Here is a 16,272-nt window from a genome sequence, read left to right as displayed (position 1 = left end):
GGCAGATGCTCCGCACCCGCGCTGAAGAGGCCGTCGCGGAAATCGGCCCGAAGCAGCCGATTTCCTCGTTTTGCGCGCCTTGCGCAGCCTCCTGGCGAGAGGCCCTGCTCGCAGGCAACTGCGTTCGACTCGCGAACGAACGCCAACGCCTGCCAACGACGGACTAACATGGAGATTCGCGTTTCGCGGCCGTTTTCGACGGGTATACGTCGTCGTTCAAAGCATCTTCCGGCGTGGAAAAACGCGACGAGCTTCTGACCTGGCCTTTCGAAAAAGCGTCCTTTGCGGGCAGCGCGCATGCTCTGGCGGGGCCTCTTCCGAACGACGTATATCCGTCGAAAACGGCCGCAACCGAAGGATATCCCTACTCCGCCGGGCCGAACTGCATCTCGTAGTAGTGGGCGTAGGTGCCGCCGAGGGCGAGCAGCTGCTCGTGCGTGCCGCGCTCGGCCACCTTGCCGTCCTCCACCACCGCGATGAGGTCGGCGTTGCGGATGGTGGACAGGCGGTGCGCGATGACGAGCGTCGTGCGCCCGGCCGACAGCTCCTCGAGCGACTTCTGGATGGCCCGTTCGCTTTCGTTGTCGAGCGCGCTCGTGGCCTCGTCGAGGATGAGGATGCGCGGGTCCTTCAGGAACACGCGCGCGATGGCGATGCGCTGCTTCTGCCCTCCGGACAGACGCGCGCCGCGCTCGCCCACGTAGGTGTCGTAGCCGTCGGGCAGGCCGCGCACGAATTCGTCGATGTTCGCGCGGCGGGCCGCCTCCACGATCTCGGCCGTCGTGGCGTCGGGGCGCCCGTACGCGATGTTGTCGCGGATGGTGCCGCCGAACAGGTACACGTCCTGCTGCACGATGCCGATGGCGTCGCGCAGCGACTCCACCGTGACGGTGCGGACGTCGATGCCGTCGATCTCCACCGTGCCGCTCGTCGGGTCGTAGAAGCGGGGCAAGAGCGAGCACGTGGTGGTCTTGCCGCCGCCCGAGGGACCCACGAGCGCCACCGTGGACCCTGCCGGGATGGCCAGGTTGAGGCCGCGCAGCACCTCGTGGATGCCGTCGTAGCTGAAATGCACGTCGCGGTAGCGCACCTCGCCGGCCACGTGGCCGTCCGGGCCGCCGCAACGGGCGCGCTCGGCCGCGTTGAGGTCCACGGCGTCGGGCGCGTCGGCGATGTCGGGGCGCACGCAGAGCACCTCCATGAAGCGCCGGAAGCCGGCGTAGCCTTTCTGGAACGTCTCCACGAAGTTGATGAGCTGCTCGATGGGCGAGATGAAGATGCCGATGTACAGGGCGTAGATGGCCAGGTCGGCGACCTGCAGGCCGCCCGTGGCCACGAAGTAGCCGCCGCCCACGATGGTCACCGTGTACAGCACGCCGATGAACAGCGAGTTCACCGCATGGAACGATCCCATGAACCGATACGAGCTCTCCTTCGTCGCCACGAAGCGCTCGTTCGTACGGTCGAACTTCTTGATCTCCACCGGCTCGTTGCCGAACGACTTCACCACGCGGATGCCGCCGAGCGAGTCTTGCAGGCGCGCGTTGATGTCGGCCATCTTCTTGCGGTTCTCGGTGAAGATGACGCGCTTCTGGTAGTTGCGCCAGAACGAGTACGCCGCCAAAAGCAGCGTCGCGACCAGCATGATGGCGGTCAGCGGCACGTTGATGAAGAACAGCAGCGCGAACGAGCCCACGATCTTGAGGATGCAGATGAACAGGTTCTCGGGCCCGTGGTGCGCGAGCTCCGAGATGTCGAACAGGTCGGTGACCAGCTTGCTCATCATCTCGCCGGTGTTGTTGCGGTCGTAGTAGGAGAAGCTGAGGCGCTGGTACTGCTTGAACAGGTCCATGCGCATGTCGGCCTCCATGCGCGCGCCCATGATGTGGCCCCAGCTGGTGATGAAGTACTGGCAGGCCGTGCGCACGCCGTACAGCACGACGAACAGAAGCGCGATCCAGCCGAGCGAGCCGATGATGGCCTCGGGCGAGCTCTGGAAGAAGTCCTTCGTGAAGAAGCTCAGGAACTGGGGGAAAGCCAAGTCGACGCAGGCGAGCACCGTCGCGCACACGAGGTCGAACGCGAACAGGAACGTGTAGGGCTTGTAGTAGCTCGCGAACTTCGCGAACACCTGGCGCGCGGTCACTTCGGGCGCATTCGTCGCGGGAGCGGGCGCGGTTTCGGGCGCGGGCGTTGCGCCGACGGACGGGCCGCCCGCGCGCGGGGCCGCCTTCCGGACAAGGTTCTTGATGGTATCCATACCCCCCATTGTAGCGCTACTCCGAGCGCCGAGCACCTCGAATCGGCGCGGCGCGCGGCGCTTCGTGGGCTTCGCATGGGAACGGCGCCGTGGGCGCAGGGTTTCTTCGCGTTGCCTCATCGGGCCTCCTCGATAATCGATTCGCCGCGTCGCGCCTCTCGGCGCACGCGCGCGAGCTCGCTTGCCGCCCCGCGCCCGAACACGCCCACGTCGTAGCTGCCGGCATAGGCCGCCGCGACGGCGATCAGCAGATACGGCAAGGCGAGCCAGCCGAATATCTCTGCGCCCATGAGCACCGCCGCCAGCGGGCAGCGGCTGGCAGCCGCGAAGAACGCCGCCATGCCGAGCGCGGCCGAGAACCCAGCGGGCTGCCCCGTCGCGAGGCCCAACGCGCAGCCCAGCAGCGCGCCGACGGTGAACATGGGCATGATCTCGCCGCCCTTGTAGCCGAAGCCGAGCACGAGCACGGTGAGCGCCCCTTTGACGGCGAAGTCGCCTGGAGCCGCATGACCGGCGAGCGCGCCGCGCAAAAGCCCCACGCCGGTGCCCTCGAAGGCCTGCCAGCCGAAAGCCAGCACGAGCCCTGCGAACAGAAGGCCGCCCGCCGCGGCGGCGACGAGCGGGCGCCCGACCCGATGGCGCGTCGCATGGCGCAGCGCGCGCAGGCCGCTCGCGAACAGCGCGCCGCCCACGGCGCAGCACAAGCCCACGAGCAGGCATTGGGCGACGGAAGCCCACGACAGCGCGGGCAGCGCGACTGTCGGGATGAGGTCGCCGATGCCGATCGGGCGCGCGATGGCGAAGGCGACGAACGCGGCGACGAGCATCGTGGGCACGTGGCGCGCCACCGCGCGGTCGAAGCGCGCGAGCTCGAGCACGAGCATGCACGAGCCCAACGGGGCGAAGAACAACGCGCTGAACGCCGCCGCCATGCCGAGCGCGGCGGGATAGCCGTTCGGGATGGCGCGGCCGCGGCGCCACACGGGAGCAAGCTTGAAGGGGCGGCCGATCATCGAGCCGACGGAAGCGCCCATCTGCAGCGCGCCCGCCTCCATCCCCACCGATCCGCCGCCGAGCACAGTGAGGAACGTGCCGCCGAGAATGCCGGGGGCCACGCCGCCCGGGATGCGCTCGTTGGCGCGGAACCGCTCGATGACGCCGTCGGTGGCCAGGTTCACGGGCAGGCGCAGCAGCTTGTACAACCCGACTGATGCGAGGCCGAGCGCGGGCAGGGCGAACAGCAGCCAGGGGAAGCGCCGCGAGAGCGTCCCCGCGAGGTCGACGGTCAGGGTGAGCACGATGGAAGCCGCAGCGCCGGCCGCGCCCACGACGAGCGCGCACGCCGTATGGCGCACGAGCTGCCCGAGGTCGAAGCGACCGTCCTGCAAAGATTCCGCTTGCCCGCCGTCTTGTGCGTCCACGCGCGCCTCGCCTCCCAACCTGCTCCGAATACCAACGCATCCGCCCCATGGTACGGAGCGGATGCGCCTGCGGGAGGTAGCGGCGAAAGGCGGTTGCCGTACCGTCGCGCCCTGTTGTCCGGCGCGTTGACGACGCGCTCGATTCGGGCGAGCCGCGCGCGAGCGGGCCGAGCGCTCAAGAGCGGCTCGCCGCTGCCAAGGAGCGAAGGCGGGCGCAGGAAACCGTGCAGCCGGGCGCTACCTCGTCAACCCCATCGCGCCCTGGAATACGACGTCCTCGTCCTTGCACAGGTGCTGGACGGCAGTACGCGCGGTCTCCACCGCCGTGGGCAGGCCGCCGGGGGCGACGAGTCGCTGCCCCGCGAAGTAGACGCCCACGAATCCTTCGGGCTTCGCGGGGTAGCTCGTCTGCTTTTCGCCCGGAAGCATGTTGGACATCCACGATCCCTTGTACGAGCGCAGATAGCGCTCGTAGGTGAGCGGCGTGGCCACGTCCCACACCTCGACGTTGCCCTCCACCTGCGGGCACTTCTTCGACACCGCGGCGATCACCGCCTCGGCGAGCTTGCGCTTCTCCTGCGCGTAGGTGCCGTCGGCCTTGCGCGCGGCCCACCAGTCGTACGTGTCGCCGTTCATGAACAGCGTCATGGCCGTGCAGCCCTCGGGCGCGTAGCCCTCGTAGGCGGCGTAGTTGTTGAAGGAAAGCGCGTCGTGTAGCTGCCCTCCGCAGAAAACGGGCTCGTCGAGAGGGAACCCGACGCATTCCGGCACGTCCGAGAGGTCGCTTCGGATGCCGAGGCTCACGAACGTGTCGAGGATCGGATGCACGTGCTCCCGCAAATGCTCCGCCCAAGGCTCGACGATCGGCGGGTCGAAGAGCTCGTCGACGGCCATGCGCAGATCCTGCGTCACGATGACGGCATCGAACGCCCGCTCTTCGCCGTCCACGACCACGCCCACCGCTCGCCCGTCCCGCACGGCAACCTGCTCGACGAGGCTCCGGTACTCGATCCGACCTCCCAGCCGCTCCAACGTCTCAGCGACGCGCCGGGCCATGGCGAGCGAGCCGCCGAGCGGGTACCCGCCGTCGCCCGCAGCGAGCGTCGCGAGCGTGAACGCGAGTCCCATCGCGCTCATGTCCTCGCCGACCATGCTCGCGAACAGGGTGCGCAGCAGCGGGTTGGAGAAGCGATCCGCGAACGCACGGGCGGTCTGGTTCGCGTAGACGGGCATGCGCGTCATCGCCGGCAGCATGGCAAGCATTTCCCCCATGCCCGCCTTGCGCGGCACGGCCGCCTTCACGCCCTTGAGGTCGAAGACGGGCATGCTCACCTTCATGAACGCGCGCACGTCCTTGACGAGGCGCCGTATCTGGCGCGCGTCTTCGGGCGCGACGTCGAGCAGGTGCTCCTCGAGGCGGTCGACGTCGCGGTACAGGTAGACGGTCCTCCCCTCGAACTCGTAGGCGAGGAAGGGGTCGCGCACGTATATCGGCACGTCCGCATCGAGCGCGCCGATCTCGTTCCACACCGCGTTGAGCGCCGTCTTCGGCGACGATCCCGTGAGCCAATGCATGCCGCCCTCGAACAGGTACCCCTTGCGGCTCCAACTGGTCGATGCGCCGCCGGGGATGGCGTGCGACTCGAAGACGGTGACGTCGAAGCCGCTTTGGCGCGCGTACACCCCGGCCGCGAGCCCTGCGATGCCGGCGCCCACGACGGCGACGCGCTTCGACGAAGCTCCCGCCCCCGCCGCGCCCGTCGCGCGCGACGATCGCTCCTCCGATGTTTCACGTGAAACATCCGTTCGCTTGGCCGCGCTCGCGCTTGCGTGCTCGCTCTTCAGCTGATCCATTCCCCTACCTCTTCCTCACGATGTCGACGATCCATTCCGGTTCCGGGCACGGCATATCGGGATACACGGCCAGCTCCTCGGCGATGCCCTGGATGGCCGCCCAGAACGCGATGGAGAGCGCCGTCGGGTCGCCCGCGCGGACGGTGCCCTCGCGCTGGCCGCGACGCACCATCTCGGCCGTGGGCGTGTTCATGTCGAAGCCCGCGAGCAGCTCCTTCGCGCGCTCGGGGATGGCGTCGTCCATAAGCGCGTTGCCCATGAGTACGAACATGTCGGCCATGAAGGGGTCTTCGCGCAAAAAGGCCAGGATGCTCGCGGCGGCCCCTTCGAAGAACGCGATCGCGTCGACCTCGGCCCCGTTGCCCATCATCGCCATCGGCCCGCTCACGCCCAGGCCTATGAGTTCCTCGTAGAGCGCTTCCTTCGACTCGAAGTAATGGAACATGAGCCCCGTGCTCATGCCCACCGCCTCGGCGATGTCGCCCACCTTCGTGCCCGCATAGCCCTTGCGCACGAACAGGTGCATCGCCGCTCGGAGGATCTCCTCGCGGCGCCGTTCCCGCTGCTCCTGCCTCGTCGCCATTCGTTGAACTTCCTTTCATTGAATTACTATTCAACATAATACCACGGGACGGAAGGAACGCAAGGAGGATCGCGATGTTCGGGCGCGATGCGGGCGCCCCACGCATCGTTTCGCCGCCTTGGAGGCGAAGGATTGCCGGATGGGAGGCGTTTGCGCCGCGCCCGACCGGGCAAGGTGCTCCCGATGGGGTGCGGCTTAGCGAGGTTCCTCGCGCCCCTACCCCTCCAGGAAGCGGGAGGGGGTACCCCGATGGAGGATGGTGAGGCGGTGCATGGCGCGGGTGACGGCGACGTAGAGGAGGGTGCGGTCGAACTCGGTGGAGAAGAAGCGCTCGTCGGCGTCGAGCACCACCACCTCGTCGAACTCGAGGCCCTTCGCCATCTTCACCGACGCCACCGACACGCCGTCCTCGAACGTCGTCGTGCGCTCGGTCAGCAGGCGCACGTCCGCGTCGCGGCCCAGCAGCTCGGCGTAGCGAGCGGCCAGCTCGTCGGAGGCGTGCAGGATGCCGAGCGTCTTGCGGCCGCTCGCCCGGAACCCCTCGACGGCTTCGAGCGTCCGTGCAAGCACTTCCTCGGTGCTCGCGCAGCCGACGATGCGCGGCGCCTCGCCGTGCCGCTCCACGGCTTCGAGCCCGGCGGCGGGCTTCACGCGGTTCGCGAGCGCCACGATCTCGCTCGTCGAGCGGTAGCTGCGCGCGAGCCGCATCACGCGCGCGGCTTCGTAGGCCGCCGCCACGTCCTCGAGCTCGGTTCCGTTGCCCCGGTCGACCACCTGGCAGCAATCCCCCAGCACGGTCTTGTCGCAGCGGAACAGGCGAGCCACGAGCGCATGCTGAACCGGCGTCAGGTCCTGCATCTCGTCCACCACGAGGTGCAGGACGCCGTCGTACGCATCGAATCCGGAAAACGCTCCCTGCAGCAAAGCGAGGGGCGCGGCGTCCTCCCACTCCACCGTGCGCTTCGGCCCGAGCTCGAGCGCATCGTCCCATCCGCGCTCGCGCAGGAACAGCCGGTAGAGCGACAGCGCGTCCTTCGCGCGCAGCATGCCGGCCAGACGGCGGCGCACCTCGCGCTTCGTCGGCACGGCGTGGCGGTCCCGCCCGACGCTCGTCGACTCAAGCTCGTACACCGCGCTCGCGGCCACGAGGTCGAGCCGCTCCTCCAGCGCGAGGTCCCCGTGGGCGCGGAACCGCGCATCGATCCACGCGGCTTCGACGACGCGCCGGCCGAACGCCATGTCCTCGGCCGCGAACGCCGCCTCGGGCGCCCGTTCGAGGAACGCGAGCACCGCGGAGGCGAACGCCGCCGAGCCCTTCAGGCGGGCGCGCTCGCGCCACGCAACGTCCGCCTCGTCCACGCTCGAACGCGCAGGCGCGACCCTCGCCGCGCCGCCGAGGGCGCGCTCGACGACGGCGCGCAGGTCGAGGGCCGCGATGGGTTCCTCGCCGAGCTCCGGCAGCACGCCTGAGACGTAGTCGGCGAACACGCGGTTCGGCGACAGGATGGCCACCGCGCGCGAGGACAGCTCGCCCTTGCGACGGTACAGCAGGTACGCCACGCGATGCAGCGCGATGGACGTTTTACCCGAGCCCGCCGCGCCTTGGATGACGAGCGTGCCCGGCTCCTCGTCGCGGACGATGCGGTTCTGCTCGGCTTGGATGGACGCGACGATGGTGCGCATCTTCTTGTCGGACGTGCGTCCCAGCTCGCGCGCCAGCACTTCGTCGCGCACGCTCGAAGCGCTGTCCGCCGCGTACACGAGCCTTCCCCGCTCCACCCCCAGCTGGCGCTTGCGCGCGAGCAGGCCCTCCACGCGGCCCGCAGGCGCATCGTAGGCGGCGGGCCCCGTCCCGTCGTGCTCGTAGAACAGCCCCGCGATCGGCGAGCGCCAGTCGGACACCACCGCCGCCTCGTCGGAGCTGAACGAGAAACGACCCAGGTAGAACGGCGTCGGCGCGCTCGCGCCCGCCGCCTGGAAGTCCACGCGCGCGAAATAGGGGGCGTCGAGCAGCTTCTCCAGGCGCTCGGCCGACGCGCCCGCCTCGGCAGCCTGACGGTCGACCTCCTTGAGGAACAGCTCGTTTCGGTACTGCTCGCTCGGGTCGATCTCGCCGCGGTAGGCCGCCATGTAGCGTTTCGCCTCATCGTACCCGCCATCCACGCGCTCGAGCAGCCCCGCCGCCCGGTCGCGCGCGGCGCGCAGCAGCGCGAGCACGTCGTCGAGGTGCGCGCGCTCCTCGCGCATCACGGCGTCCTCGACAGCTTCGCCTTCCTCGCACGACGCGTCGCCCGCGGCCTCCGCTCCGTCTCCGCCCGCGAGCCTTCTCTCCGCGCGCAGCACGAACCGCTGCGTGGGGTAGCCGAACTCCTCGAGCAGCTCCGCCTCCTCGAAGCCGAGGGCCAGCAGATCGCGCCGATGCCCCGTGTCGGCCCGGTCGCCTGCGCGGAACGTGGTCAGCGACACGTCGCGTTCCGGCAGCTCCACCGAGCGCAGCGCGTCGAGCAGCGCACGCGCCACGTCGAGGCGGCGGTACTGCGGGTGCACGACCAAAACGTCGATGCGCGCCGTCTCCGCATCGAACGCGAGCGCACCCGCCAGCGCCTCACCGTCCCACGCGGCCAACGCCCGCCGCCGCCCGATGCACGAGGCGGCCCACGCCTCGTGGTCGCGTTCGTCGAAGCACGGGAACCCGTCGATCGACGAGCGCATGAGGTCCATCCATGCGGGCAGGTCGCCGGGCGACGCGCACCCGATCGTCCAGGCGCCCTCGTCTTCCGGCACCCCGTCGCGCAGCGCAAACGGAAGCTGCAGCGCGTAGAACGAACCCACGGCGCGGAACCGCGCGGGCGTGGTCTTGTACAGAGCGGAAAAGGCGAGCGAGAACGCTTGCTGGCTGTCGTAGCCGGCCTCGAGCGCCACCTCCGCGAGCGGTTTGTCCGTCGATACGAGGGCGCGCGCCGCCTCGGTGAGCCGCCTGCGCTTCACGTAGTCGTACACGGGGAAGCCCACCGTAAAGGTGAACAGGCGGTGCAGGTGATATTTCGAGTATCCCGCTTCCTCGGCCAGCCAATCGAGGTCGATCCGCTCGCCAAGGCGGCTCTCGATGCAGTCGATCGTCCGTGCGATCGCGCGCTCCTGTTCACGGCTCATGGGCGTCCTCCTTCATCCTGGTTCGGCGAACCATCCATGTAACCAGAAACAAGCGGGCGCGTCTCTATCGATCTTGCGCTCTTCGGAAAGCACACGAACGAAAAGCGCCCGCCGTCGAGGGCGGGCGCTACGGGGAAGCGATGCGCGGCGCTAGTTCTGGGGCTCGTCGAACGGGAAGTCCTTGAGCGCCGCGAAGGGGTTCGGCGGCGTGCCGTCATCGTCGTCCGACGCCGGCGCGCAGCCGCACGGGCCCTCGTTGAGGTCGGCGCCGCACTGCGGGCACAGGCCCTTGCAGTCCTCGTCGCACAGCGGGATGAGCGGGAACTCCAGCAGCAGCGCCGCCGTGATGATGGGCTCCAGATCGATGACGTTGTCGGAGGGCAGCACCTCGAACTCGTCGTCGTCCATGTCCTCCGGCGCTGCCTTCGTCTCGTCGAGCAGGAAGTAGCCTTCCAGCTCGCCGGTGACCGGGAACGAGAACTCGTCGAGGCAGCGCGCGCAAGCCGTCTTCGCCTCGCCCTCCACCGTGCCGGTGACCAGCAGCGCATCGCCCGTGTTCGTGATGTCGGCCTGCCAGGCCAGCGGCCCCGCGAAATCGTACAGGTCAGGGCCCGCCTTCATGACCGGGATGGCGACGGTTCCTTCAAAATGAGAGCTCTCCGCCGGTGCGAAGAGCTCGGAGGGTATATGGATGCGCAGCGTCTCCATTTAGCGCCCCGACGCGAGGGAGTTGGCGTTCAGGCGGTCGCGGCAGCGGCGCACGTTGTTGAGCAGCGTGTCGAGGCTCTGTTCGACATGGCCGAACACCTCGTCGGCGTAGTCCTCGGCGCCGGCGCGGGTCTGGCGCTCCAGCTCGCGGGCGTCGGAGAGCACCTGGTCGGCCTGCTGCTGGGAGATGCGGACGATCTCCTGCTCGCTGGCGATGGTCATGGCCTGGCTGCGCGCGTCTTCGATCATGCGGTTGGCCTCGGCCTCGGCATCGTCGAGCAGGCTCTGGCGCTCGCGCACGATCTGACGGGCCTGGGCGAACTCGCTGGGGAACGTGTCGCGGATCTCGTCCATGATCTCGAACGCCGCGGCGATGTCGACCTGGCGCATGTTGCCCTTGCCGAAAACCGGCTTAGAGTCCTCAAGCAGAATCGAGAGCTCTTCCAACAGCCCCAAGACTCCTGTTTCGTCCATGATTGTCCTTCCACCCAGGCGTGCTGCGTTTCATCTGCGTTGGCGCGCACGGGTATCCTCGCGTGCATGCGTCGCAATATTCTAGCATGTATGCTGGGAAAACCAACCTCCAATGCACAAAGCGTGCACATTTTACCCGGTCGGACCCGTGCCGACACCGAACGGTGACCTGCGGGCGCGCAGGATATGCTACGCGTCGCCGAACTTCTTCAGCAGCGCCTCGTTCACGCATGCCGGCACGAACTGCTCCACGTCCCCGTGAAGGCTGGCGATCTCGCGCACGATGGACGACGACAGGTACATGTACTGCGGCGGCGACATGATGAACAGCGTCTCGAGCTCTTGGTTCAACTGGTAGTTGAGGGCCGTCATCTGGAACTCGTACTCGAAGTCGGTGATGGCGCGCAGGCCCTTGATGACCACGGTGGCGTCGAGGCGCGCCGCGAGGTCGACGAGCAGCTCGTCGAACGGCTCGACGCGGACGTTGGGCAGATGGCTCGTCGCCTGGCGCACCAGCTCGGCGCGCTCCTCGAGCGCGAACAGGGGCTTCTTCTTCGGCGAGGCAGCCACGGCGACGACCACCTCGTCCACCAGCTGCGCCGCGCGGGTGATGACATCGAGGTGCCCACTCGTGATGGGATCGAACGTTCCGGGCGTCAGTGCACGTTTCATGTAAGGTTTTCCGTTCCTTCTCAGCTTCTCAGTCGATCGCGTCGCGCGGCGCTTCCAGGCGCAGCACGTCCACGACAGTATCCCCGTACTTCTTGCGCTGCGCAATAGACAAATCGCGCGCTTTTGCCGCATCCTCCACCGCGGCGTTCGCGCCCGCCGCGTGCTCGTACACGACGATCGCGTCGTCGGCCAGCGCCGCGCGCTCGCGCAGCGCGCCCACGAGCCCGAGCGCCGCGTCGGCCTCGCACGCGTACGGCGGGTCGAGAAACACGAGGTCGAACGGCGGGCGGGCGTAGGGGACGTCCTTCAGCACGTCGCCTTTGCGCACGCGGGCGCGCCGCGCGTCAAGCCCGAGCAGGCCCACGTTCGCGTTGAGGGCCTTGAGCGCCTCGCCCGCGCGCTCGCAGAACTGCGCGCTGCGGGCGCCGCGGCTGAGCGCCTCGAGCCCGAGCGCGCCCGACCCGGCGAACGCGTCGAGCACCACGGCGCCATCGAACCCGTCGCGCGCGCTGTGCACCGTGCTCATCATGGCCTCGCGCACCCGGTCGGTGGTGGGGCGGGTGCTCTCCCCCTTCGGCGCCTTGAGCGTGCGCCCGCGGAACTCGCCTGCGATGATCCTCATACGTATCAGCCTCCCTGCGCCACGTGGTCGTGGGCGTACATGATGCGCACCTCGCGCGCGAGCGCGCGGTGCGCGGGCAGCTCCAACTCGGGGTCCTCGGCCATGATGGCCGCGGCGTCGGCGTGCGCGGCCTCGATCACCGCGCCGTCGCGCACGACGTTCACCAGCTTGAGGCCCGACGCGCCGTGCTGCCGGTTGCCGAGGATGTCGCCCTCGCGGCGCAGCGACAGGTCGTAGCTGGCCAGCTCGAAGCCGTCGTCGGTGCTCACCATGGCCGCGAGGCGCGTGAGGGCGGCATCCGACTTCGACGCCGACACGAGGTGCACCTCGGCGGCTTTCTCGCCGCGGCCGACGCGCCCGCGCAGCTGGTGGAGCTGCGAGAGGCCGAAGCGGTCGGCGTCCTCCACGATCATGACCGTGGCGTTCGGCACGTCGACGCCCACCTCGATGACCGTGGTGGCCACGAGCACCTGCGTGTCGTTGTCGCGGAAACGCTGCATGACGGCCTGCTTTTCCGCGCTGGGCATGCGCCCGTGCAGCAGCTCCACCCGGTAGTCGGCGAACAGGGTGGTCTGCAGGTAGGACGCCTCCTTCGCGGCGGCCGCCACGTCATCGCCCGCCAGGTCGTCGTCGGTCTCGATGCTGATGGCCGCGTACTCGTAGGCCTCCTCGTCGGCCTCGCGGCGCCGCCCGCCGCTGCCGCCGTCCGCCGCCTTCGCGTCGCGCTCTCCCCCGTCCTGGCCGATGAGCGGGCACACCACGTACACCTGCTCGCCACGCGCCAGCGCCGCGCGGGCGGCGTCGTAGGCGTGTCCGCGGTCGGCCTTCTGGTGCACGAAGGTGGTGCGGCGCGCCGCGTCATGCGGCCGGTGCTTGAGGTAGGACAGCGTCAGGTTGCCGAACAGCGCCAGCGCCAGCGAGCGCGGGATGGGCGTGGCCGTGAGGTACAGCGCATCGGGCGCCTCGCCCTTCGCCAGCAGCTTCGCGCGCTGCTCCACGCCGAAGCGCTGCTGCTCGTCGATGACCACGAGGCTGAGCCGTCGCGGCGCCACGTCGTCTTCCAGCAGCGCGTGGGTGCCGATGAGCACGTCCGTCGTGCCGCCCGCCACGCGCGCGAGGATGGCCTCGCGGTCGGCCGGCGGAGTGGAGCCCGTCAGCACCTCCCAGGTGACGCCGGCCGCGTCGAACAGCGGCCCCAGGCTCTTGCCATGCTGGCGCGCGAGCACCTCGGTGGGGGCCATGAGCAGGGCCTGCGCTCCCGTGTCGGCTGCCGCCGCCAGCGCGAAGGCCGCGACGACGGTCTTGCCGGTGCCCACGTCGCCCAGCAGCAGGTGGTTCGCGGTCTCGGGCGCGGCGAGCGCGGCGAGGATGTCGCGCTTGGCCTGCTGTTGCTCGTCGGTGAGCTCGAAGGGCACCGCGGCCTCGAGCGCGGCCAGGTGCGGCCCGTCCACCACGTGCACGACGGGCTCGCACCCGTCGCTGCGCTCGCGCGACTCGCGCATGAGCATGAGCTCGAGCAGCAGCAGCTCCTCGTACACGAGGCGGCGACGCGCCTCGGCCACCTCGTCCATCGTGTGGGGGAAGTGGATGCACGACAGCGCCGCGCCGCGGCTCATCAGCCGGTACTTGGCGCGCAGCTCGAGCGGCAGCGGATCATACATACCGCTGGCCGCCGCCAGCGCGTTGCCCACGAGCCGGCGCATCCACGCGGCCGATATCTTCTCGCAAGCGGGGTGCACGGGGATGATCATGCCCTCGGCCATGCGCTCGCCCTCGAGCACTTCCAGGTAGGGGTTCGTCATGCGCTTGAAGCCGTAGTTGAACTCGAGCTTGCCCGCCACCGCGATGCGCATGCCGGGCTTCACCTGGTCCATGAGCCACGGCTGGCGGAAGCACGTCACCATGAGCACGCCCGTCGCGTCCACGAGCGACAGCTCCACGAGGGAGAGGCGCGGCTTCGGCTTCTTCAACTTGATCTCGTGCACCGAGCCCTCGATGGTGCACGACTCGCCGATGCGCGCGGTGGCCACCTCGGCCTTGCGCGAGAGGTCGATGTAGCGCCGCGGGAAATGCGTGGCCAGGTCGCGCACCGTGCGGATGCCGAGCCCGTCGAGCGCGCGGGCGCGCGTCGGGCTCACCAAACGAACGCGCCCGACCGATTCGTCGAGCGCGAGCGTTGCTGCTAAACGGTCAGGCGCGTCCATGCACTTCTCCAGGTCGTTCGTAAGGTCAGCGAGGGGAGCAGCATCGAGCAGGTGCGCCGTTCGGAGAACGGCGCAGCGGTTTTACTCAACGGACATGACCACCGGGTACAGGGGCTGGTCGCCGCGGTGGGCGTCGATCTCGAGGTCGTCGTAGGCGCCCTCGATGCGCTCGAGCAGCGCGGCGAAGGCTTCCTCGCCCAGATCCTCGCCCGCGAGGATGGTGAGCGTGTCGGCCTCGTCGGCCCCCATCGTGTCGAGCAGCGCCATGACCACGCCCTCGGTCGTGGCGCCAACGGCCTCGATGGCCCCGTCGGCGATGCCGATCACGTCCCCCTCCTTGATGGGGTTGTCGTGCGCGTCCTTGGAATCTTTGATGGCCGTGGTCACCTCGCCGGTCTTCACCTCGGCGTACGCCTCGGTCATCGACTCGACGTTCTCCTCGAGGCTCGCGCCCTCGTCGAAGCCGAACAGCGCGGCGAACGCCTCGGGAACGCTGCGCGTGGGAACGACGGCGCACGGCGTCTCGGACAGCTCGCAGGCGCTCTGGGCGGCCATGATGATGTTCTTGTTGTTCGGCAGGATGATGACGGCATCGGCGTTCACCTGGCCGGCGGCGTCGAGCAGGTCCTTCGTGGAGGGGTTCATGGTCTGCCCGCCGGACACCACCACGTCCACGCCGAGGCTCTTGAGGATCTTCGCGTTGCCCTCGCCTGCGGCCACGGCCACGAAGCCGAGCGGCTTGGGCGCCTCCTCCTGCTCGGCGGCCAGCGCGTCGGTGCGCGCCGCGCTCTGCTGCTGCATGTTGTGGATGTGCACCTCGGAGATCTGCGCATCGTGCGTGAGGAACCAGCCGAGCACCTCGTCGGGGCGGTTCGAGTGCACGTGCACCTTGAAGTTGGGGTGCATGCCCACCATGAGGTCGCAGTCGCCCATCGTGGGCAGGAAGTCCTTGGCGGCGTCCACGTCCACCGTGTCGGAGTGCACGAGGAACTCCGTACAGTAGCGGTACGCCGAGCCCTCCCAGTCGTTGATCTGCTCGATCTCCACCTTCGGCGCCGTGCCGCGCGCGAAGGCCAGCTCGTCCACCATGGGGCCCTCTTTGCCCGTGAGCGCCGAGGCGAACGCGTCGAAGAAGATGGCCAGGCCGAAGCCGCCCGCATCCACCACGCCGTTCTCCTTGAGCACGGGCAGCAAGTCGGGGGTGCGCTGCACCGAGGCGTAGGCCTCCTCCACCACGTAGGCGAGGGCCTCGTCGGCCGGGAGCTTCTTCTTGCGGGCGCGCTTCGCGGCCGACGCGCTGTCGCGCAGCACGGTGAGGATGGTGCCCTCGACCGGCTTGCGGACGGCCTGGAAGGCCACTTCCTGCGACTTCGCGAACGCCGCGTCGATGCTGTCGGCGTTCAGCTCGTCGTGTCCCACGCTGCCCTCGCACAGGCCGCGCAAAATTTGCGAGGTAATGACACCGGAGTTGCCGCGTGCGCCCATGAGCGCGCCGGTCGTGATCGCCTTGCGAATTTCCGCGCCGCCCGCCCCGATGGGCAGGTTGGCCAGGTTCTCGACGACGGTCTCCAGCGTGAGCGACATGTTCGTGCCCGTGTCGCCATCGGGCACCGGGAACACGTTCAGACGGTTGATCTCGTCCTTGCGCTCGCTCAGGGTCTTGCTCGCGACGGCGATGGCGTTGAGCAGATCGTTCGCGGTATAGGGTTCTGGCATGCTGATCGATTCTCCTTAAACGTAATGCCGCAGAGCGCCGCGCCCCTCTCTCGGGCGGGCTGCGGCTCATCATGGCAGGGCGAGCGCTACTTGCGCACCTTCACGCCCTGCACGTGCACCTCGACGCCGTCGAGCGGGACGCGAGCGTATTCGGTCAGCGCGAACGTGACCTGATCGACGAGGTTCTGCGATACCGTGTTGATGTTGGTGCCGTACTCGATGACGACGTACAGCTCCACGTGCACGCCCGCATCGGTCGTGGTGACCACCACGCCGCGGCGCAGACGCGACGCCGGGAGGATCTTCGCGATGCCGTCGACGGCGGTCGGGGCGGCCATGCCCACGACGCCGTAGCACTCGAGCGCTGCATTGCCGACCATGTCGGCCAGTACGTCATTGGCAACGTGGAGGTTGCCCGCTATCGTATCGTTCATGGCATTCCTTTCACGGCGCGGGTGATCCCGCGCACGACAAAAAACCTGCTAACGCAGTATAGCGCATGGGCTCGGTGCTGTGCGATGCGCCTGATCGCAGGCGAAAGTATACTACACGAAAAATTCTTGTAACTGTTGAAGTTTATGTGCTATAGTATGAGGGCTTTTTTG

General features: G+C 68.7%; 12 protein-coding genes. All 12 read right to left on the bottom strand.

Annotated elements, in window-relative coordinates; all coding sequences use genetic code 11:
* Positions 1–364 precede the first annotated feature (364 nt).
* The 12 genes from C1A15_RS09135 to C1A15_RS09080 all read right to left on the bottom strand — a co-directional run bounded on the left by C1A15_RS09135 (position 365) and on the right by C1A15_RS09080 (position 16,101).
* Positions 365–2,260 (bottom strand): ABC transporter ATP-binding protein, encoded by a 1,896-nt coding sequence (locus tag C1A15_RS09135; protein WP_245864987.1) that lies wholly within the window; start codon positions 2,258–2,260, stop codon positions 365–367.
* Between the two features lie 116 nt (positions 2,261–2,376).
* Positions 2,377–3,681, bottom strand: coding sequence for a chloride channel protein (locus C1A15_RS09130; RefSeq protein ID WP_245864986.1), 1,305 nt, complete (start codon positions 3,679–3,681; stop codon positions 2,377–2,379).
* A 237-nt stretch (positions 3,682–3,918) separates the two neighbouring features.
* Positions 3,919–5,535, bottom strand: coding sequence for a phytoene desaturase family protein (locus C1A15_RS09125; RefSeq protein ID WP_101722273.1), 1,617 nt, complete (start codon positions 5,533–5,535; stop codon positions 3,919–3,921).
* Positions 5,536–5,539: 4 nt separating this feature from the next.
* Positions 5,540–6,118 carry a TetR/AcrR family transcriptional regulator gene (locus C1A15_RS09120; RefSeq protein WP_101722272.1) on the bottom strand — a complete coding sequence of 193 codons (579 nt, stop codon included), beginning with the start codon at positions 6,116–6,118 and terminating at the stop codon, positions 5,540–5,542.
* Positions 6,119–6,334: 216 nt separating this feature from the next.
* On the bottom strand, positions 6,335–9,271 hold the full coding sequence (locus tag C1A15_RS09115) for a GNAT family N-acetyltransferase (protein WP_101722271.1): 2,937 nt from the start codon (positions 9,269–9,271) through the stop codon (positions 6,335–6,337).
* A gap of 150 nt (positions 9,272–9,421) precedes the next feature.
* Positions 9,422–9,979 (bottom strand): YceD family protein, encoded by a 558-nt coding sequence (locus C1A15_RS09110; protein ID WP_101722270.1) that lies wholly within the window; start codon positions 9,977–9,979, stop codon positions 9,422–9,424.
* Positions 9,980–10,453 (bottom strand): ATP synthase subunit B family protein, encoded by a 474-nt coding sequence (locus tag C1A15_RS09105; protein WP_009304513.1) that lies wholly within the window; start codon positions 10,451–10,453, stop codon positions 9,980–9,982.
* Between the two features lie 189 nt (positions 10,454–10,642).
* Positions 10,643–11,125: a pantetheine-phosphate adenylyltransferase gene (gene coaD, locus C1A15_RS09100; RefSeq protein ID WP_101722269.1), complete on the bottom strand. Its 483-nt coding sequence runs from the start codon at positions 11,123–11,125 to the stop codon at positions 10,643–10,645.
* Positions 11,126–11,153: 28 nt separating this feature from the next.
* A complete protein-coding gene (rsmD, locus tag C1A15_RS09095; RefSeq protein ID WP_101722268.1) occupies positions 11,154–11,747 on the bottom strand; it encodes a 16S rRNA (guanine(966)-N(2))-methyltransferase RsmD in 594 nt (197 codons plus the stop codon).
* A gap of 5 nt (positions 11,748–11,752) precedes the next feature.
* Positions 11,753–13,951: an ATP-dependent DNA helicase RecG gene (locus tag C1A15_RS09090; protein ID WP_101722267.1), complete on the bottom strand. Its 2,199-nt coding sequence runs from the start codon at positions 13,949–13,951 to the stop codon at positions 11,753–11,755.
* Positions 13,952–14,032: 81 nt separating this feature from the next.
* Positions 14,033–15,667, bottom strand: a complete 1,635-nt coding sequence (locus C1A15_RS09085; RefSeq protein ID WP_101722266.1) for a DAK2 domain-containing protein — start codon at positions 15,665–15,667, stop codon at positions 14,033–14,035.
* A gap of 86 nt (positions 15,668–15,753) precedes the next feature.
* On the bottom strand, positions 15,754–16,101 hold the full coding sequence (locus C1A15_RS09080; RefSeq protein ID WP_101722265.1) for an Asp23/Gls24 family envelope stress response protein: 348 nt from the start codon (positions 16,099–16,101) through the stop codon (positions 15,754–15,756).
* Positions 16,102–16,272 lie beyond the last annotated feature (171 nt).

Origin of the sequence: Eggerthella timonensis (genome assembly GCF_900184265.1) — a bacterium.
GTDB lineage: Bacteria > Actinomycetota > Coriobacteriia > Coriobacteriales > Eggerthellaceae > Eggerthella > Eggerthella timonensis.
This window is presented reverse-complemented; position numbering and strand designations above follow the sequence as displayed.